The sequence below is a fragment of the Ferroacidibacillus organovorans genome, from assembly GCF_001642725.1.
GTDB lineage: Bacteria > Bacillota > Bacilli > Alicyclobacillales > SLC66 > Ferroacidibacillus > Ferroacidibacillus organovorans.
In genome coordinates, this window is the sequence record NZ_LSUQ01000010.1 from 41,567 (window position 1) to 59,290 (window position 17,724).

General features: G+C 50.9%; 24 protein-coding genes. All 24 read left to right on the forward strand.

The window, feature by feature from the left end:
* Position 1: 1 nt before the first annotated feature.
* Positions 2–430: an SPFH domain-containing protein gene (locus tag AYW79_RS05330; RefSeq protein WP_067562694.1), complete on the forward strand. Its 429-nt coding sequence runs from the start codon at positions 2–4 to the stop codon at positions 428–430.
* A 25-nt stretch (positions 431–455) separates the two neighbouring features.
* Entirely contained in the window at positions 456–1,028 is a 573-nt protein-coding gene (locus tag AYW79_RS05335; RefSeq protein WP_067562697.1) for a MotE family protein, read from the forward strand.
* Between the two features lie 78 nt (positions 1,029–1,106).
* On the forward strand, positions 1,107–1,523 hold the full coding sequence (locus AYW79_RS05340) for a hypothetical protein (protein ID WP_067562701.1): 417 nt from the start codon (positions 1,107–1,109) through the stop codon (positions 1,521–1,523).
* Entirely contained in the window at positions 1,496–2,623 is a 1,128-nt protein-coding gene (locus AYW79_RS05345; RefSeq protein WP_067562703.1) for a flagellar hook-length control protein FliK, read from the forward strand. The genes AYW79_RS05340 and AYW79_RS05345 overlap by 28 nt, the downstream gene beginning before the upstream one ends.
* A gap of 8 nt (positions 2,624–2,631) precedes the next feature.
* The gene (locus tag AYW79_RS05350; RefSeq protein WP_067562706.1) at positions 2,632–3,090 is read left to right on the forward strand and encodes a flagellar hook capping FlgD N-terminal domain-containing protein; all 459 of its coding nucleotides are present in this window, start codon (positions 2,632–2,634) and stop codon (positions 3,088–3,090) included.
* A 2-nt stretch (positions 3,091–3,092) separates the two neighbouring features.
* A complete protein-coding gene (locus tag AYW79_RS05355) occupies positions 3,093–3,494 on the forward strand; it encodes a hypothetical protein (RefSeq protein WP_067952457.1) in 402 nt (133 codons plus the stop codon).
* A 116-nt stretch (positions 3,495–3,610) separates the two neighbouring features.
* Positions 3,611–4,555, forward strand: coding sequence for a flagellar hook-basal body complex protein (locus tag AYW79_RS05360; RefSeq protein ID WP_067562709.1), 945 nt, complete (start codon positions 3,611–3,613; stop codon positions 4,553–4,555).
* Positions 4,556–4,621: 66 nt separating this feature from the next.
* Entirely contained in the window at positions 4,622–4,849 is a 228-nt protein-coding gene (locus AYW79_RS05365) for a flagellar FlbD family protein (RefSeq protein ID WP_067562713.1), read from the forward strand.
* Complete coding sequence (locus tag AYW79_RS05370; RefSeq protein WP_067562716.1) at positions 4,839–5,258, forward strand: flagellar basal body-associated FliL family protein; 420 nt, start codon at positions 4,839–4,841, stop codon at positions 5,256–5,258. Before AYW79_RS05365 ends, AYW79_RS05370 begins: the two co-directional genes overlap by 11 nt.
* Positions 5,259–5,268: 10 nt before the next feature.
* Positions 5,269–6,264, forward strand: a complete 996-nt coding sequence (gene fliM, locus AYW79_RS05375) for a flagellar motor switch protein FliM (RefSeq protein ID WP_067562720.1) — start codon at positions 5,269–5,271, stop codon at positions 6,262–6,264.
* Entirely contained in the window at positions 6,257–7,432 is a 1,176-nt protein-coding gene (fliY, locus tag AYW79_RS05380) for a flagellar motor switch phosphatase FliY (protein ID WP_067562723.1), read from the forward strand. The genes fliM and fliY overlap by 8 nt, the downstream gene beginning before the upstream one ends.
* A gap of 75 nt (positions 7,433–7,507) precedes the next feature.
* Positions 7,508–7,870 (forward strand): response regulator, encoded by a 363-nt coding sequence (locus AYW79_RS05385; protein ID WP_067562727.1) that lies wholly within the window; start codon positions 7,508–7,510, stop codon positions 7,868–7,870.
* Positions 7,871–7,874: 4 nt separating this feature from the next.
* Positions 7,875–8,303: a FliO/MopB family protein gene (locus AYW79_RS05390; protein ID WP_067562730.1), complete on the forward strand. Its 429-nt coding sequence runs from the start codon at positions 7,875–7,877 to the stop codon at positions 8,301–8,303.
* A 31-nt stretch (positions 8,304–8,334) separates the two neighbouring features.
* Positions 8,335–9,075: a flagellar type III secretion system pore protein FliP gene (fliP, locus tag AYW79_RS05395; protein ID WP_067562861.1), complete on the forward strand. Its 741-nt coding sequence runs from the start codon at positions 8,335–8,337 to the stop codon at positions 9,073–9,075.
* A 58-nt stretch (positions 9,076–9,133) separates the two neighbouring features.
* Positions 9,134–9,403, forward strand: a complete 270-nt coding sequence (gene fliQ / locus AYW79_RS05400; RefSeq protein WP_067562732.1) for a flagellar biosynthesis protein FliQ — start codon at positions 9,134–9,136, stop codon at positions 9,401–9,403.
* A 41-nt stretch (positions 9,404–9,444) separates the two neighbouring features.
* A complete protein-coding gene (locus tag AYW79_RS05405; protein ID WP_179123134.1) occupies positions 9,445–10,188 on the forward strand; it encodes a flagellar biosynthetic protein FliR in 744 nt (247 codons plus the stop codon).
* Positions 10,185–11,267, forward strand: coding sequence for a flagellar biosynthesis protein FlhB (gene flhB, locus AYW79_RS05410; protein WP_067562739.1), 1,083 nt, complete (start codon positions 10,185–10,187; stop codon positions 11,265–11,267). Before AYW79_RS05405 ends, flhB begins: the two co-directional genes overlap by 4 nt.
* 40 nt (positions 11,268–11,307) lie before the next feature.
* Positions 11,308–13,341 carry a flagellar biosynthesis protein FlhA gene (gene flhA, locus AYW79_RS05415; protein WP_067562743.1) on the forward strand — a complete coding sequence of 678 codons (2,034 nt, stop codon included), beginning with the start codon at positions 11,308–11,310 and terminating at the stop codon, positions 13,339–13,341.
* Positions 13,341–14,564, forward strand: coding sequence for a flagellar biosynthesis protein FlhF (gene flhF / locus AYW79_RS05420; RefSeq protein WP_067562746.1), 1,224 nt, complete (start codon positions 13,341–13,343; stop codon positions 14,562–14,564). Before flhA ends, flhF begins: the two co-directional genes overlap by 1 nt.
* A gap of 114 nt (positions 14,565–14,678) precedes the next feature.
* Positions 14,679–15,551 carry a nucleotide-binding protein gene (locus AYW79_RS05425; RefSeq protein ID WP_067562749.1) on the forward strand — a complete coding sequence of 291 codons (873 nt, stop codon included), beginning with the start codon at positions 14,679–14,681 and terminating at the stop codon, positions 15,549–15,551.
* Positions 15,552–15,572: 21 nt separating this feature from the next.
* Positions 15,573–16,031 carry a chemotaxis protein CheW gene (locus tag AYW79_RS05430; protein WP_067562753.1) on the forward strand — a complete coding sequence of 153 codons (459 nt, stop codon included), beginning with the start codon at positions 15,573–15,575 and terminating at the stop codon, positions 16,029–16,031.
* On the forward strand, positions 16,028–16,645 hold the full coding sequence (locus AYW79_RS05435) for a chemotaxis protein CheC (protein WP_067562756.1): 618 nt from the start codon (positions 16,028–16,030) through the stop codon (positions 16,643–16,645). The genes AYW79_RS05430 and AYW79_RS05435 overlap by 4 nt, the downstream gene beginning before the upstream one ends.
* Positions 16,646–16,665: 20 nt before the next feature.
* On the forward strand, positions 16,666–17,124 hold the full coding sequence (locus AYW79_RS05440) for a chemotaxis protein CheD (RefSeq protein WP_067562865.1): 459 nt from the start codon (positions 16,666–16,668) through the stop codon (positions 17,122–17,124).
* A gap of 44 nt (positions 17,125–17,168) precedes the next feature.
* On the forward strand, positions 17,169–17,678 hold the full coding sequence (locus AYW79_RS05445; protein ID WP_067562760.1) for a hypothetical protein: 510 nt from the start codon (positions 17,169–17,171) through the stop codon (positions 17,676–17,678).
* The last annotated feature ends 46 nt before the right edge of the window (positions 17,679–17,724 follow it).

The window sequence follows — 17,724 nt, forward strand, 5'->3', positions numbered from 1 at the left end:
CGTGGATTACGCACGCGCGGTCCGCCTGAAAAAAATGAAGATCTATGAAGAGAAGCAGCGGCTAGAAGAGCGCATGCACGCTGATCAAAAGGTGGATCACGCACGTCAACACGTCAGCGATTTGCGAGCGGAGCAAGAAATTGCGTTTGCACAACTTCACCGGGGTGCGCGAACGGCGGCCGATTTTCAACAGTGGGCGCGCTATGATGAAGCTTTGCGCGAAAAGGAAGGACTAGCGCTTCATCAATTAGAGGAGTGTGTGGATGAGGCCAATCAAGCAAGCGAGGCTGTGTTTCGCGCTTATCAGGATGTGTACCGCTTTCGGCAACTCGCAGAATTGGAAAGGTCGAGATTGCAAAAAGAGCGCCTGTCTCGCGAGTGGCACGCGCTTGACGAATGGGTTCTCAATCGCAGCGTGACGAACCCATGACGGGTCGATTGGAGGGAGAAAGATCATGGAAGAAGCAGTGAAGAGAAAATCGCGCTCCCTTTCCTTTCTCTTTTATATGATTCTGCTTCCACTTCTTGTTTCGGTTATTTTAGTGATCGGCGCACTACAGATTCTCGGCTATAACGTCGTAGGGAATCTTTCACGCTTTGCGACGCAAAATCCGGTGATTCGACACTCGATCGGATTACCTCCGCTTGCACAGCCTATTCCGGTTCAGGTTAAAGCGCTCCGCGGACAACTAACTGCCGCACAGAAAACACTTCAAAATCTTCACGATCAACTGACACGCGAAAACCACGCGCTCCTCGCGAGTCAATCGCTTGCGGTTGCGGAAAAGACCAAGATTTCAGCGCTTGAAAAACAGGTGGCGACGTCGCAAAAAACGCTCTCAACTGCCAAAGGAGCTGCGGCTGTGTATATGAACATGTCGCCGAGTCAAGCGGCGCAGATTATGCAACTTCAACCTTTTGCGCAACAGGTGGCCATTTTGCGATCCATGGATCAGGCGACACAGGCATCGATCCTCTCGGGGATGCCGCCCAAGTTGGCGGCGAAATTGATTCAAGCTGGGGCGTAATGAAGTGCAGACCGATTCACGGTGAAAGGGGTGATGCCAGTATTGCTTTTATGTAACGGTTGAGAGGGGGTGAAATTCATGATTCAGGGATCACTTTCCATTTCATTACAAGGCGTGAAAGCGGCTGCTTTGCCGATTGATGCGCGAAAATCTACTGTGCTTCGATCCAATGCTTCTGAACACGCCAAAAATGCTCGTGTTTTAAAGCATTCTGGCAGACTTGGCAAGGTTGCACTGCACAAGAAAGCGGCTGCTGCAAAACCGCCGGTGAGCGGGGCCACCTCTCCATTTCTGGCGGCGCTTTTACTGACGAATGCGACGCAGCAAACGCCTGTGCGTACAGCGCAGCGAGTGTGGGAAATGCGCACCGCGTCCTGCGCACGTCGTCAGGAGTTGGCGCAGTCACGCTTCAGTCAGAGATCGCGCATACCTCTGAACAGCACGCTAAGCCGGGAACGTCGGCAAGAGTGTCGGCTTATCCGCGTACGCTTTTGACGCAGAGCGCTGCACGTGAAATGCCGATCGCGCAAGAAAGCAATTCTGTGATTGGAGTGAACGTTCTGCAGAAGTTTGTTGCAAAAACGATGCCACTCGGGCGCGAGCAGCCTGGTGTTGTCGTGCAGCAAAGCGCGAACGCCTCTTTGCTCACGCATCCGCTAAAGCGTAGTGGACAGCAAGCACACTCCCTTACTGCAGCACTGCAAAGCGATCAAATTCAAGGAATAGAGAAGCCTTCTGTGTCGTCAGCATTCATCGCGTCGGCGCAAGGGGGTGGAGTGCAGGCTGGAGTGAAGCGAGCGAATCATTCGAACGTCTCAACTTCAAGTGCTGAAAGTGGCGGTGCATTGGCGCCAGGTTTAGGGGTTCGGAGAACGTATCCGAGCGCTCTTGGGTTGATTACCTCCGCGAAAGTGCATGGCTCAAGCACCAATCAAACAGGAGCAGCGATTGCCAGTCAAGGCGTTAGTGCACTTCAAATTGCGCTGCAGCAGGCAAAATCGATGAAACGTTTACCGCGGACAGTTCACACAGGTGCTGCGACGATGCAGGCGAACATGATCCGATTGCACGCGATTCTGCCGCTTCGATCACCACAGCGTCACGGAATGATCGCAGTGGCGATGGAGCGACCGTCGCTACCCCATCCTGTGACGGTTGGGTTTGTACAAAGTGGAACGGCGATTCAAAATTCGCCTGTCGCATGGTCGGAGCTAGGTAAGTTTTTACAGTCTAAACTTCAGTCGAGTGACGCACAGACTCAAGTGACGGTGCAACTCACGCTTCATCCTGCGCATCTTGGACAGGTCAATGTCATCATGGATGTGCGCGCATCACAACATGTGAATGTCCAGCTTGTCGCCGCCAATGCAGATGCAAAACTAATGATTCAAACGCATCGTGCGGAGCTCATTCAACAGTTGACGCAAGGCGGCTTTGTGAGTGTGCATGTCGATGTGCGTCAAGAACAGGGGAGGGCGTCGGCACACGCGGAGCGACCACTGACCGTCACAAAAAATCGCTCGCCAATTGTCGCGGCATCCAGGGCTTCATCATATCAGGAACAATTCGCGACAGGATTTTATGCGGAAGGGTAGGGAATTGAATGACGGCAATCGGAGGCATTTTATCTACGTCGGCATCGTCCACGACGACATTGCAAGTGAGTACGAGCGGCACCGTGGCGCCTGGGGGCGCATTGAATCAAAATTCATTCTTGCAACTCTTGGCGACCCAATTGCAGTACCAGAATCCATTGCAACCGACAAGCAACACGCAATTCATTGCTCAGTTGGCGCAGTTCTCATCGCTTGAGCAGATGACCAATGTGGCGACAGGTGAGACGCAATTGCAGAGTGGACTCGCAACGATCAACAGCAACACACAACTTGCGACAGCATTTTCCATCATGGGTGACACCGTCTCGGTACAAACGGGGAGTGGGACTACCGTAAGCGGGATTGTCACTTCGGTGAATACGCAGTCAGGCGCGATCATGGTTACGGTCGGAAGCCAAAGCTATCCGCTTCAAACGATTGTCTCTGTGACAAAGCCGGGTCTTTAAGAATGAACGATTGGATTGCAAAGCGTCTGCATGAAGCGGTTACGCCAAACGTTCACCCGGCGGCGACGAAGATTCAACCACCGTCACGCACGACGTCCGCAAACAAAGCACAAGAGCCGCGATTTTCGGATGTGCTTTCGCAAGCGAGTCAAAAATTGACCTTTTCTCATCACGCGCAAGAAAGATTGAAATCGAGAAACATTATTATGTCGCAGGAACTGCATCAAAAACTTTTACAGGCAACGGATGCACTGGCTTGCAAGCGCGCGCAAAACGCGCTCATTGTAGCGATGGGAACACAGTTTCTCATCAATGTTCCGAACCGCACAGTTGTCACTGTGATGACAAAAGAAGAGTCGAGCGCTCAAGTCATCACAAATATTGATAGTGCAGTCGTTTTGTAATTGAGGTGGGCCGGACCGCTTGTCGGAAGCCCAAGGCGAACGCGGATGGATCGAAGCGACGCCCGTGAGTTGACAGGATATGCGCGATTTGAAACCATCAATCAGGAGGAATGGACATGCTTCGCTCGCTTTACTCTGCCGTTTCCGGAATGAATGCCTACCAGACCAGTCTTGATGTTGTAGGAAATAACATTGCAAACGTCGATACGACAGGATTTAAGTCGGGTCGTGTCGAATTTAGTGATATCCTCAGTCAAACGGTGTCTGGCGCATCGAGCCCGACTGCCAACCTGGGCGGGATCAACGCACAACAGATAGGACTCGGTGTGAACATCTCCGCCGTGCAAAACTCGTTTACGCAAGGCGCCGATCAGGTGACGGGCGTGCCGACCGACATCGCATTAAATGGGGATGGATTTTTTGTAGTGTCCCCGCAAGGGCAATTGTCTTCGGCTACTGGGACGCCTCCGGCGAATGCCTCAACCGTTCCACTGTACTATTCGCGCGCGGGTAATTTTTCAGTGGATGGAGCAGGCAATTTGGTTCTTCCTGACGGTTCGAAATTGATGGGGCAATTTGTTCCTGCAAACGCTGGTACGCCAGGTCCAGCGCCAACAAGCTTCTCATCAACCAATCTTTCAGCCGTAAACTTGGGAATGCCAGCGTCTGCATCGGGTGGACCAAACGTTACGTTGAACAATTATACGATTGGTCAAAACGGGCAAATCACTCTGACCGACCCAACAAACGGCACGATCGTGGGTACGTATTACGTCCCTGTGGCGCGCGTGACAAATCCGGCCGGGATGACCAAAGTGGGTGCCAACCTTTTTACCACAAGTGTCAATTCGGGAGGTGGCAACATTCCACCGCTTTATACACCAGGGCAGAATGGCGCCGCAAGTTTTCAATCGGGCGCGCTGGAGGCGTCAAATGTCAATTTGACTGACCAGTTTACAGCAATGATCATCGCGCAGCAGGCGTTTGACGCCAACTCGAAGGTCATTAACACGGATAATAACATTTTGAGTACTGTGCTAAATCTTGAGCAGCAAGCGTAAACGCGCCTGCCAAGAGATGAATAACCGAGTTTCTTGAAACGATTGTGAAATCCGGAGGTGTGCGGAATGATCGCGTTGACACGTATGGATGGTTCGCATTTGATCATTAGCGCTTTAATGATTGAGACGATAGAATCGACGCCAGATACGGTGATTTCGCTCACCTCCGGACGTAAGTATGTCGTTAAAGAATTGGCGAGCGATGTCGTTCACCAAGTGACCGTTTATTTACAAGAGATCGGTCTTGTTGGTGCGCACGCTGCAAATCGACATGAGGTGTCGCATGAACGCTAGAAAGGTCTCCTTTATTCTTATTCCCGCGCTTGCCGTAGTGGTTTTGGGCGGAGCGGCCGCCTACAAGTTTCTCTTTTCGTCCAAGGTTCACGCACCGCCTACGGCTGCACAACTTCAGTCGTGGCAGTACAACGTTGACAAGATCACAACCAATCTGCAGGGCAGCAGCATGATTCAAATTCAGTTGACGTTACAGGCGCTCAGCACGAAAGTTGATACAGAATTGACAGAGAGAAATGCTCAGTTGGACGATGTCGTCATCGGTGTGTTACACAATCTGAGTGCGAGCCAAATTGAGGCACCAGGTGGGCGTACGTATATGAAAGACCTGATTTTAAAACGTGTAAACGCCATTTTGACTACAGGAAAGATAACGGCCGTCTATATTCAAAACATGATTGTACAGTAGGGGGAACACCATGCCGGATGTCTTGTCTCAGGATGAGATTGACGCGCTTTTAACAGCGCTAAACTCAGGTGAACTCACTGCTGATGAGATTCGCAATGAATCGGATTCGGGTCGCGTTCGCGTGTATGATTTTAAGCGCGCCATGCGCTTTTCAAAAGAGCATACGCGTACCATCTCTGGGATTTATGAGAATTTTTCTAGGTTGCTGACCAACTATTTCTCTGCGCAATTGCGCACGGGCGTGCAATTCTCCGTCGCCTCGATTGATCAGTTGCCTTTTGAAGAATTTATGGGTTCAATCGCGCCGATCACCGTGCTACACGTGATCGACGTAAAACCGCTTAGTGGTAAATTTCTGCTGGAAGTTCCGAACAGTGCGTCGTACGCCATGTTGGATCGTCTCCTAGGCGGACAAGGGCAATACCAGAATGTGGGCAGGCGCATGACGGAAATCGATGTGATGGTGTTGGAGCGGCTGTTTTCTCGCACGATGAGTGCGCTCACCGCTTCGTGGGCGGATGTGGCGCAACTGCAATTCACCTATGACACGTTGGAAGTGAATCCGCAGTTTACACAGATTGCCAATCAGGGCGACATTGTGCTTCTCGTCACGTTTAGCATTGTCATCGGAAAAACGAGTGGCATCATGAATTTATGCATGCCGCATGTCGTACTTGAGCCACTGATGCAACGTTTGACATCGCGCTTTGCAATCACGCAGAAGCGGAATGACGCAGAGGCAGAAGTATCCAGAGAACATCTGCGAAGGCAATTGCACAGCGTTGCGGTTGACCTTCAGGTGCAACTCGGAAAATCCACGCTGCCGACGAGTGATCTGTTGCGTCTGCAAATTGGTGATGTTATTCCGCTCGATTTACGCGTAGATGAGAGCCTGTCCGTCGCCGTGGAGGATGTTGTGAAATTAAAAGGCGCTCCGGGACATTTCAGGGGTCATTACGCCGTGCGCATCACAGAACAGGTTGAGGAGGTGAAGTTCGATGAGTAGTGATTTTCTTTCACAGGATGAGATCGATGCACTGTTGCGCGGTGAATCTGCAAAAGGCGAAGATACGGAACATGTCGAAACGCTATCAGAAATGGAATGTGACGCGATTGGGGAAATCGGAAACATTGCGTTTGGCACGGCGGCAACGACGCTGTCCATGTTGTTGCGCCACAAAGTAAACATCACAGCACCGCGCGTAAGCGTGATACAACCCAACGATATTTCTATGGATATGTCCATACCGCACATCGCTGCGCGCGTTGATTATACTGAGGGATTAACCGGTTCGAACGTTTTGGCCATCAAACAAACGGATGCACAAATCATTGCTGATTTGATGCTGGGTGGGGATGGCAGTAACCCTTCACCTGAAGTGAGCGAGATGCATTTGAGCGCGGTTGCGGAAGCGATGAATCAAATGATGGGCTCGGCGGCGACGTCCATGTCCACGATGCTTATGCGAACGGTTAACATCTCGACACCGCATGTCAAAACAATCACGTCACTTGATACGGATTCGAATGAGTATCTTCCCCAGGGGAATTTTCTGGTAAGAATCCTCTTTCGATTGCAGGTTGGTGAATTGATTGACTCAAATATCATTCAGATTCTCTCTATGGAATTTGCTCACGAACTCGTGGCGACGCTTATGGCGCAGAGTTATGGAACCTATGAACCGCAAGCGCCGATCACGTCTCCTGAGCCGATTTTAGCAACGCCAAGCGCAGCCGCTCGAAGTGCTTACGCACAGACTGCGCAAGCCACGCAACCAATTGCGCCTAGCGTGCCGCGGGGGGGCGCACCGATTCCGGAGTTTGACACAGAATCGGCAATTGAGACCGTTCACCCTGATCGCGTGGAGCGCGCGGTATTCGCACCGCTTGACGAGCGGCCTTACGGGGAAGGGATCAAAAACCTTGATCTCTTGATGGATGTGCCTCTTGAGGTGACTGTTGAATTGGGGCGGGCGAAAAAATTGCTGCGCGATGTGCTTGATATGAGCATCGGATCCGTCTTGGAATTGGAGACGCTCGCCGGTGAACCGGTTGACATTCTTGTCAATCGAAAGAGAATTGCGCGCGGCGAAGTGGTGGTGATAGACGAACACTTTGGCGTGCGTGTCACAGATATTTTAAGCCCTGCTGAGCGGGTCAAACGCTTGCAGTAACGTGATTTGGTTTGCCTTTGACGTGTAGCGTAGTGAGGATTCAAAAGATGACGATGGCAATGGAGGAATTGGACAATGAATCAAACCGTACTCGTTGTGGATGACGCAGCATTTATGCGCATGATGGTCAAAGAAATTCTTACGAAAAATGGATTTCAGGTGATCGGGGAAGCGAACGACGGCGCGCAAGCGGTTGAGCGTTATAAAGAATTGCGACCAGATCTTGTGACGATGGATATCACGATGCCGGAGATGGATGGTATTCAGGCTTTACGCGAGATCAAATCGTTTGATCCTGCAGCAAAAGTGATCATGTGTTCTGCGATGGGACAGCAGGCTATGGTCATCGAAGCCATTCAGGCTGGCGCGCGCGACTTCATTGTAAAACCGTTTCAGGCTGAGCGGGTCGTTGAAGCTGTAAAGAAAACGTTGGGCTAGTCAAATGAACGCGATGATGACTTTGCGGTACGTTCTCAGCTTTTTCTTTATTCTCGTGCTTGCCTATTACTCGATACGCCTGTTAGGCAAACGCGTGCCGAGCGCGCAGGGACGATCACGCGTCTTGCGTGTCGTGTCGGCTCACCCGCTAGGCCAAAACAAGACGTTACAGGTGGTCGTCTTTGATGAAAAAACTGTTTTGCTCCTAGGGGTCGGCAGCGACGTGTCCTGTGTTGCGCGCTTTGACGATGAAGAACTGGTTGCTCGTTTGACGCGCACGCAACGCGAGAGTCAGATTGTTGAGCCTGCATTTTCGTGGATGCGCAATCGACTGCAAAAAAATCGCGCACTTTCGGACGAAGCGGCGTTTTCGGAGCTTCTCTCCAAGCGAATTGACGGTATGATGCAGTATCGCAGTCAGCATTCAGATTGATGAAGAGGGGAAATGGTTTGTGAAGAGACGCATGGTGTGGTTTAGCGCGCCAGCTTTGTTTTTGGCGCTACCCGTTGCGCTCGCACACGCTCAAACCTCTTCGTCGGGTCTCGCGATCCATCTCACGGCGCCCACCACGCCTTCAGGAACCGTTGGCGTTTTACAAATCATCCTGTTGCTCACAGTGCTCAGCGTTGCGCCAGCGATTCTTATCATGATGACTTCGTTTACGCGTATCATCATCGTCCTCTCCTTTGTGAGAAGCGCATTATCACTGCAGCAGTCCCCACCCAATCAGGTGCTGATTGGGCTCGCCATTTTTCTCTCGATGTTCATAATGGCGCCAACGTTTTCTGCCGTAAATCACAATGCACTTCAGCCGTATCTGGCGGGGCACATTTCGCAGTCCACAGCATTGGCAGAAGCTGAGCAACCATTTAAAGTGTTTATGGCAAGGCAGACGCGCGTGGCGGATGTACAATTGTTGCTAACGTATCGGCACGAAAAGACGCCGTCCAATTTAACCGACTTGCCGATTACAACGCTCATACCAGCGTTCGCGCTCAGTGAACTGAAAACCGCTTTTCAAATTGGATTCATGATTTATATTCCATTTCTCGTTATTGATTTAGTCGTTGCTACAACACTTATGTCTATGGGAATGATGATGCTCCCACCTGTATTGATATCACTTCCTTTCAAGTTGTTGCTCTTTGTCATGGTAGACGGATGGTATCTTGTCGTGCGCTCTTTACTGTATGGATTCCACTAGATTGAAAGAGGATTTTGTCAAATCTTGTCGAATTGAGTAGGTTAAGCGGAGTGATTGTGTGAATGCGAACTTTGTGGTCGGATTGGGGCAGCAGGTCGTCCTCTTAATTCTCGAACTCGCAGGCCCGCTTTTGTTGGTGGGACTTGTCGTTGGACTTTTGATCAGTATTTTTCAGGCTACGACACAAATTCAGGAGCAATCGCTGACGTTTATTCCGAAGATTGTCGCGGTGATTGTCGTTTTGTTTCTCGCAGGTCCGTGGATGCTTTCGCAAATTACGGATTTTACCAGCAACATTCTCGGTAATCTCGGTCAATTTGTAAACTGATGTTGACTGCGTTTGTCTTGCAAAACGTCTGGGTGTTTCTCTTGATCTTTACGCGTGTCGTGAGTTTTGTCGGGATTATGCCGGGGTTTCCTCAAGCACAGATTCCAGGTATGGTAAAGGTGTTGCTCAGTTTTTTTCTAACGTTTGTACTCTATAATTCTCTGCCTCATCCAGTGCTGTCTGAGACGCTCACGAGCATGATCGTTCCGCTATTTCTTGAAGCGGGCACAGGATTTGCGATCGGCATTGTGGCGAATGCCATATTTCTTGGCATTCAGTTCGCAGGTGAACTGTTGGATGTTCAAACCGGTTTTTCTATCAGTTCGATTGTCAGTCCGGGGACGATTGGGCCGACTAGCCTTATAACGAATCTCTATACTGTTCTATTCACGCTATGGTTTTTTTCCGTTGATGGTCACGATGTGTTGTTTTTGGCTTTATTTCACAGTTTTCGTGTCATTCCGCTTGGGCACGCGCAATTTGGCGGGCAGGGCGTCTCAAGCACCATGCTTGACGCGCTTGCATCGCTTACGCTATTGGGCGTTGAGGTAGCTGCACCGATCTTGCTAGCGCTTTTTCTGACGAATGTCTCTCTTGCCGTCGCATCGCGCGCCGTTCCACAAATGAACGTTTTTTTTGTAGGCTTGCCGATTACTCTCTTCATTGGACTGGCGCTGATCTTGCTGCTGATTCCGGATATGACTGTTGCTTTTCAACAAGTCATGCTCGCGATGGATGATGAGACCAACAGGATGATTCAAATGCTTGGGGGCTTTCACGCGTGATTCGACTTGAGTTGCAGCGTTTTGCTGAAAAAACGGAACAGGCGACACCTAAGCGGAGGCAGGATGCTCGTCAAAAGGGACGCGTAGCAAAAAGTCCCGACCTCACTTCGAGTTTGAGTTTTTTGGCGGCGGTGGTCGGAATGTCTGTCTTTGGCAGTAATCTGCTCGGCGCAGTGATGCGGCTCTTGCAAAATTGCCTCAGCCTGTTTGTCGTATCGGCGAGTCAAAAAACACCCCACATTAAGCAACTCATTCTTCCGGGCATTACGCAAGTGGGGCTCGCGCTCATACCGATTGTTCTGACGATCATGCTTATCGGCATGCTTGCCGCTTTTTTTCAGGTGGGTCCTATGTTCACACTGTCGACGATTATGCCCGACTTTTCGAAAATTAACCCGCTTGAAGGTATTCGTCGTCTGTTCTCTTTGCACGCAATCGTTGAGTCGATCAAGTCGATTGTCAAACTGTCGCTGATCGGTGTCGCGCTTTATGCCGCAGTGGTTCACACACAGGTTCAATACGCCTTTTTGATGGAATCGTCGACGCCAGTCATCATCGATTCTTATCTCACGAACGCAAATACCATCTTGCTGTACTCTGCGGTAATGTTTGCAGCGGTGTCTGTCGCAGACTATTTTTATCAACGCTATCAGTTTTCCCAGTCGCTACGCATGTCGCGACAAGATGTTCGCGACGAGCAGCGCGACCAAGAGGGAAATCCGCAAATGCGCCGCAGAATACGCGAACAGGGCAGAGCAATCGCGCGAAGAAGAATGATGCAAAAGGTACCGAATGCGGATGTGATCATCACCAACCCCACCCACTTTGCCGTCGCTCTACGCTATGACGCAAAGACAATGCAAGCGCCTCAGGTGGTGGCAAAAGGCATTGACGAAACGGCGCAACGCATTCGCGAAGTGGCGCGTCAACACGATGTTCCGATTGTCGAGAACAAGCCATTGGCGCGCGCGCTTTACCAGACGGTCGAACTGGATGAGTTTGTGCCAGGAACGCTGTTTCAAGCGGTGGCGGAAGTTTTGGCGTATGTGTACCGCTTGCGCGGACGCGCGCTTTCGTGAGTGTATTAAATATGGGTTTTACTGAGAGGAGGATTGGTGGATGAGTCGTTTTGTGTGGCTGCCTTTGCTCGGTATTATCGGGATTATTGCCATGCTCGTCATTCCGATTCCCCCGACACTGTTGGATGTGCTTCTCATCATCAATCTTTCTATTTCACTTACGGTACTGCTCGTCGCCATGTCGATCCGGGAAGCGCTCGACTTCTCCGTTTTCCCTTCACTTTTATTGGTGACGACGTTGTTTCGACTCGCGTTAAACGTATCGTCGACACGTCTGATCCTCACGCAGGGCTATGCGGGTCATGTGATTGAAACGTTTGGCAGCTTTGTCATCGGGAGCAACGCAGTGGTCGGCGTCATTGTTTTTATTATTTTAATTATTATTCAGTTTATTGTCATCACACGCGGTGCGGAGCGGGTCGCCGAAGTCGCTGCGCGCTTTACGCTCGATGCGATGCCCGGAAAACAGATCAGCATTGACGCCGATTTGAACTCGGGGCTTATTAATGAAACGGATGCCCGGCAAAGGAGGAAGGCGATCGAACAAGAGGCGGACTTTTACGGCGCGATGGACGGCGCGAGCAAATTTGTCAAAGGGGATGCGATCGCCTCGATGATCATCGTTGCCGTCAACATCATTGGCGGCTTCATTATCGGAATGGCGCAGCTCAACCTGTCGTTTTCTCAAGCCATCACCCAGTTTACACAATTGTCTGTGGGAGACGGCCTTGTGAGTCAGATTCCAGCGCTTCTTTTGTCCACGGCAACCGGCCTCATCGTTACGAGGTCTGCAACGTCTGAGCATCTTGGAAAAGACATCTTGCAACAGATTTTCTCGAATTCTACCATGCTCTCCATTGTGGCGGGGTTGATCGTGTTACTCGGCATTTTCACGCCAATCAGTATTCTTCCGACGCTCCCCGTGGCGATCATTTTTTTATTCGCCTCGCGGCGATTGGTCAGACGAAAAAAGGAGGCGGACGCGCGCGCGCTGCAGGAGGCGGAACAAAAGAAAACGGCGACGACCAAAAGCCCAGAGAGCATGTACGGGTTGCTACATATTGAACCGATTGAATTTGAATTTGGTTATGCGTTAGTCCCTATGGCTGATCGCAGTCAAGGCGGAGATCTACTGGAACGCGTAGGCTTAATAAGAAAACAATGTGCGCTTGATCTCGGTATTGTCGTGCCTATGATACGATTTCGTGATAATCTTCAATTAAAACCGAATGAGTATATCATTAAAATTCGAGGTACTGAGGTTGCAAGGTTTGAACTTGTCCCCAATCACTACTTGGCGATGAGCGGTCCGGTTTCCGATCCGATGATTATGGGTATTCCGACAAAGGAGCCTGCGTTTGGACTGCCGGCAGAGTGGGTCAACGATACGATGCGCGAGCGCGCTGTGCTTTCTGGCTACACAGTCGTCGATCCACCTTCGCTGATTGCGACGCATCTCACCGAAATTTTGAAGACCCATGCAGATGAGCTTTTAGGGCGTCAGGAAGTGCGCACACTCCTTGATGCAGTAAAAGAGAGACACCCTGTCCTGCTTGAAGAATTGGTGCCGCAACTGCTCGCCGTTGGAGATGTACAGCGCGTCCTGTGCAATCTTTTGCGCGAGCGTGTGAGCATTCGCGATCTTGTAAGCATCCTTGAAGCGCTCGCCGATCAGGCTCGCTTTACAAGAGACCCGGATGCACTATCTGAGTATGTCAGACAGCGTCTCGCGCGCCAGATTACAGATCAGGTGCGTTCTGGCGCCCCGTCGATCACGGCGATTACGCTCAGTCAAGCGACAGAGCGTCGGATCCAGGAGCACTTGACGCAAAACGAGCAAGGGTCACAGTTGGCGCTTGATCCACGTTTTACGGCACAGCTGATCAAAAATTTGGGAGAACACATCAACCGCTTGGCGGCGCTAGGTAAGAATTCGATTCTTTTGGTGTCGCCAGCCATTCGCGCGCAGTTGCGCAAAGTTATTCAACGAACACTTCCAGATCTTTCGGTTCTTTCGTATGCAGAACTGGATCCGGACGCACCGATTGAGAGTGGGGGGGTTGTCAATCTCTGATGTTCATCAAGAAGTTTGTCTACAAGACCATGCCACAGGCAATGGACGCAATTAAACAAGAGTTAGGGTCAGATGCCGTGATTCTGTCCAGCAGACGAATTCGCGCTCCAGGGATACTGGGGTGGTTTGGCGCTCAGTGGTATGAGGTTGTTGCGGCTGTAGATAGCGCAAAGGTACAGGATGAACGCGGCGCTATAAAACCCGAACGATTGCTATCTCAAGCACAATCACCAGCGCAAGTACCTCACCAGATCGCGGCTGGCGCACTTCGCGACATGTCCACGTTTCAGAGTGACGGACCTGCACTACCTCCTGTATTGTTGCGAGATAGCGCATTAGACCGCGGCGAAATCATGAAAAAGAGCGCGCCAAACGATCCGAGTACAAAGCGTTTGGACGTCGCGGCAATGACGCAACCGCGTTCGTCCGCGGGTGAACCACTTGATCGAGCCGTTGTTTCAACTGTGGCATTTTCCGATTCGTTGTCTATGGGTGATTCTACTGCACAGTTGGCTCGTGACATCAAGGATTTGCGAATGATGATTGCAACGATGGTTGCCAAAGATGCGGATCCAGAAGCGAGTGAACTTGGCTTACTTCTGACGCACTGGCGCGAAACGGGAATGTCGGCGACGCTTATAAAAAAATTCGAGGACTTGTATGGGTCAGTACCGTCGGCAAACCTTGGTGACTTGATTGCGCAATTTATTGAGCAGACACTCGTTCTGCCGACGCGCACGATACGCGCGGATGATCGGTGTGTTCTTTTTCTAGGGCCGACGGGTGTCGGGAAAACGACGACGATTGCCAAATTGGCGGCGCAGGCGAGACTGCGCGATCGTCGTAAAGTGGGACTGCTTACGGTAGATACGTTTCGCATCGCGGCGGTTGAACAGTTGGGTGTCTACGCAACGATTCTGAACGTCCCCGTGGTTGTCGCTAAATCGCCTGAAGAGATTCCGGGATGTTTAGAACAATTAGCGTCGTGTGACCTGATTCTCGTTGATACAACGGGGCGAAGCTACCTTGACCAACAGGCCGTTCTAGAGCACAAAGAGGTGATTGGCGTACTCCCGGTGGATCTCTGTTATGCAGTGCTGAGTCTCAATGCGCGATACGCTGAGACAAAGCAGATGCTCACTGCGTTGTCAACAATGCATGTCGACGCATTGCTTTTACAAAACACGATGAATCGATGCTTCCGTCTCTCGGCCTCTCGATGAGCGCAGAGTTCAATAAACCGTTATCCTATATTACAAACGGTCAGCATGTGCCGAATGATTTGTTTGAGGCGGATCTCCACACGATGATTTCAATTTTCCAGAGGAGAGACGAACGTGGCGGATCAAGCAGAGCGGTTGCGCGAGTGGACGAAGGCACAGACGACTGACGCGTATCTCAGCCACACCCGTATTACAGCGATTGCCTCAGGCAAAGGCGGCGTGGGAAAATCAAACTTTGCATTAAATTATGCGATCGCCTTGGCGCAATTTGGTCAACAAATTGCAATTCTGGATGGGGATGTAGGATTTGCCAACCTTGATATCTTGAGTGGGGTGCGCGGTACCTATACCTTATCTTCCGTGTTGCGTGGAGAAGTATCGCTGCGCGGCGCATTCGTTACCTGTTATCCTGGTGTACAGCTGGCATCCGGCGGAGCTTCATCGCTTCTGGATGAATCCTATGCCGCAATAAAGCTATCACGTTTGACGCGGGAATTGTTGACGCTACAGCGGGATTACGACCGTATTTTAATCGATTTTGGCGCTGGGTTTGGCCGTTTTTCGTCTGAGATGATGGGGCTCAGTGATGATCTCATTTTAATATTGACGCCGGAACCGACGTCGCTTGCAGATTCTTATGCACTCTTAAAATACATTTCGCAACATGGTCGCACACCGCTTGTTCACGTGGTAGTCAATCGCGTCGTTCATCCGTCAGAAGGGGCGCTCACTGCCCAACGATTTAAATTGGTTGCGGAACGTTTTCTGGATGTAAAAATTCAGCACCTCGGTTCAATTCCTGAGGATGAGGCAGTCAAGCGAGCGATCCAAAAACAAACGCCGCATCTTGTGCTCGAACCACAGTCGCGCGCCTCGCGCAACATCGTGCAGATGGCGCATGTGGCCGTTCACGGAAATGAACTCGCGCAACCGCCGCGCGGTATTCGAGCGTTTGTCGAACGGTTTTATCGAAAATCCCACGTCTAAAAACCAAAGGGGAAAATCTGTGTGGAGAAGGTTGTCCTATTTCGTGTAGGTTCAGAGCGGTTTGCAGTGCCAGTAGATCGTATTCAATCGATTGAAAAGGTTCCAGAACTCACGCTTGTGCCGTATGTTCCAGCGTTTGTAAAAGGAATCACATCCCTGCGCGGTCAAGTCATCCCAGTGATCGATCTCGCTGAGCGTTTTTCATACGTGTCATCAGCGAGCGATCAAGAGCGCAGGATGCTTGTTGTTTCGACACGCGATGCGTGGGTCGGCCTTCTCGTGGATGCGGCGCAGGACGTCATCGATGTTCAGGATGACGCGCGACGGCCTGCGCCGCGCGTCGGATTAGCCTTAAAACGGGAATTCTTGCTCGGCGTCCTTCAGCAAGAAGAGCAACTCATCATGATTCTTGACCTTGACGCTCTTTTTACAGATGAAGAAAAAAATGCGGTTCTCAGCGGAATGGAACAGAGCAAATGACGCGTATCCTTTTACCTAAAGCTGCACAGGATGTCTTGCGCGAAATCGGGAACATCGGATCTGCCCACGCTGCAACTGCGCTTTCGACGATTCTTGACCACCGTGTCGATATGAATGTGCCGCTGGTCGAATTGGTCGAGTTTGATCATGTTGCAGATCTTGTCGGGGGTCCAGAGGAAGTCGTGGCGTGTGTTTTTTTGCGTGTCGAAGGAGAACTTTCGGGCAACCTCTTTCTTATCCTTTCGATAAGCGCGGCGAAGCGGTTGATTGCGAATTTGCTGCCCGCGGTTCATGAAGATGTACCTTTTACTGCGATGGAAGAATCCGCACTATCCGAAATCGGGAACATTATGGCAGGGAGCTATCTTTCATCCCTTGCGACGCTTACGCGATTAAAGTTGTTTCCATCCGTTCCATCGATCGCGTTTGACATGGCGCAATCGCTCCTCACGATCGGCTTCTTGACAGGGGCCGCGAGTCGCGGGTATGCCATGATCATTCACACGGAGCTTGCATCCTCCCCGAAAGATGACCACGCCCACATTTTCTTTTTGCCTGATCCGGGGGAAGAGAATGTCTTACTAAAGGCGCTCGGCGTCGAGGTTGAGCCGTGACAGTGATTGTGAAGGTGGGAATGGCAGATGCTGCGGTGGCCCACGCTCCGAATGTTTTGCGGACGCTTGGGCTTGGTTCGTGTATCGGCATTGCACTTTATGATCCAGACGTGAAAGTGGCTGGACTGTCCCACATCATGTTACCCTCCAGTGAGGGACATCACGACGAGAATCCGGCGAAGTATGCAAACACAGGGGTTCCTCATCTTCTTGAAATGATGGAACGCGAAGGCGCTAAACGATCACGCATCAAAGCGAAAATTGCTGGAGGGGCGCAGATGTTTCACTCTGCCTCCCTTCCGGAGATTGCGCGCGTTGGACCGCGAAATGTAGAGGCAGTTCGCGCAATTCTCCAATCCGTATCCATTGAGATCATCGCGCAAGAAGTGGGGGGCTCCATTGGTCGAACGGTTGAACTGGATGCGGAAACCGGACTGTATCACATCAAAACGGCTATGGCGTCTCCCTATGCCGTATAATGAAATCGTTCATATGGATGAGTGATCCGCAGGAGGTTTGAAGTGTGCAGACCCTAGCATTGCAGGTAGTCTTGCTGTTAGTGACCATTGTTGTTGTTGTTTATCCGTTAAGACTTCAAAAGGCTAAACCTTCTTCACGCGAATCTTCGTCTTGGATAAAAACAGCGAGTGTGAAACTGCAAGAGATTGAAGATGAGTATCGCGCGCTCTTGCGCATGACCGAGACGTTAAGCGAAGAGGTTTCGCGCCTTGCAGAGCAGTATCATGCGCTAAGCACGGACCAAATCGCTTTTGCAGATGTGCAGAGTCGTCTTTTGGAGCTGGAACAAATGCAGGTGATCAGAGAGCCCGCGATTAAAGTCAAAAGCGCTAAGGAACGAACGGGGATTCCGGATTTTTTGCCGACACGCTATAAAAAGCTCGCTCGTCGACTCGTAGCTGGTGAAGACGTACGCGACCTTGCGAGTGAGTTTCAAATGAGCATCGGTGAAATTGAACTGGTCAGAAGCATGGTGCAGATACCGGATTCAGACCAGGTGAAGGCGCCGTTTTAAAAAAGTGGTATCCTGTAGGCTTCTCTTGGCGCGGTATCTTGTGCAG

Bases quoted from the DNA above. Each gene is read 5' to 3' on its own strand.
- AYW79_RS05390 (WP_067562730.1), top strand. From the start codon at position 7,875: ATGAACGCGATGATGACTTTGCGGTACGTTCTCAGCTTTTTCTTTATT.
- AYW79_RS05360 (WP_067562709.1), top strand. From the start codon at position 3,611: ATGCTTCGCTCGCTTTACTCTGCCGTTTCCGGAATGAATGCCTACCAG.
- AYW79_RS05370 (WP_067562716.1), top strand. From the start codon at position 4,839: ATGAACGCTAGAAAGGTCTCCTTTATTCTTATTCCCGCGCTTGCCGTA.
- AYW79_RS05340 (WP_067562701.1), top strand. From the start codon at position 1,107: ATGATTCAGGGATCACTTTCCATTTCATTACAAGGCGTGAAAGCGGCT.
- AYW79_RS05435 (WP_067562756.1), top strand. From the start codon at position 16,028: ATGACGCGTATCCTTTTACCTAAAGCTGCACAGGATGTCTTGCGCGAA.
- AYW79_RS05355 (WP_067952457.1), top strand. From the start codon at position 3,093: ATGAACGATTGGATTGCAAAGCGTCTGCATGAAGCGGTTACGCCAAAC.
- flhF (WP_067562746.1), top strand. From the start codon at position 13,341: ATGTTCATCAAGAAGTTTGTCTACAAGACCATGCCACAGGCAATGGAC.
- AYW79_RS05335 (WP_067562697.1), top strand. From the start codon at position 456: ATGGAAGAAGCAGTGAAGAGAAAATCGCGCTCCCTTTCCTTTCTCTTT.
- flhA (WP_067562743.1), top strand. From the start codon at position 11,308: ATGAGTCGTTTTGTGTGGCTGCCTTTGCTCGGTATTATCGGGATTATT.
- fliP (WP_067562861.1), top strand. From the start codon at position 8,335: ATGGTGTGGTTTAGCGCGCCAGCTTTGTTTTTGGCGCTACCCGTTGCG.
- AYW79_RS05350 (WP_067562706.1), top strand. From the start codon at position 2,632: ATGACGGCAATCGGAGGCATTTTATCTACGTCGGCATCGTCCACGACG.
- AYW79_RS05365 (WP_067562713.1), top strand. From the start codon at position 4,622: ATGATCGCGTTGACACGTATGGATGGTTCGCATTTGATCATTAGCGCT.
- fliM (WP_067562720.1), top strand. From the start codon at position 5,269: ATGCCGGATGTCTTGTCTCAGGATGAGATTGACGCGCTTTTAACAGCG.
- fliY (WP_067562723.1), top strand. From the start codon at position 6,257: ATGAGTAGTGATTTTCTTTCACAGGATGAGATCGATGCACTGTTGCGC.
- AYW79_RS05385 (WP_067562727.1), top strand. From the start codon at position 7,508: ATGAATCAAACCGTACTCGTTGTGGATGACGCAGCATTTATGCGCATG.
- AYW79_RS05440 (WP_067562865.1), top strand. From the start codon at position 16,666: ATGGCAGATGCTGCGGTGGCCCACGCTCCGAATGTTTTGCGGACGCTT.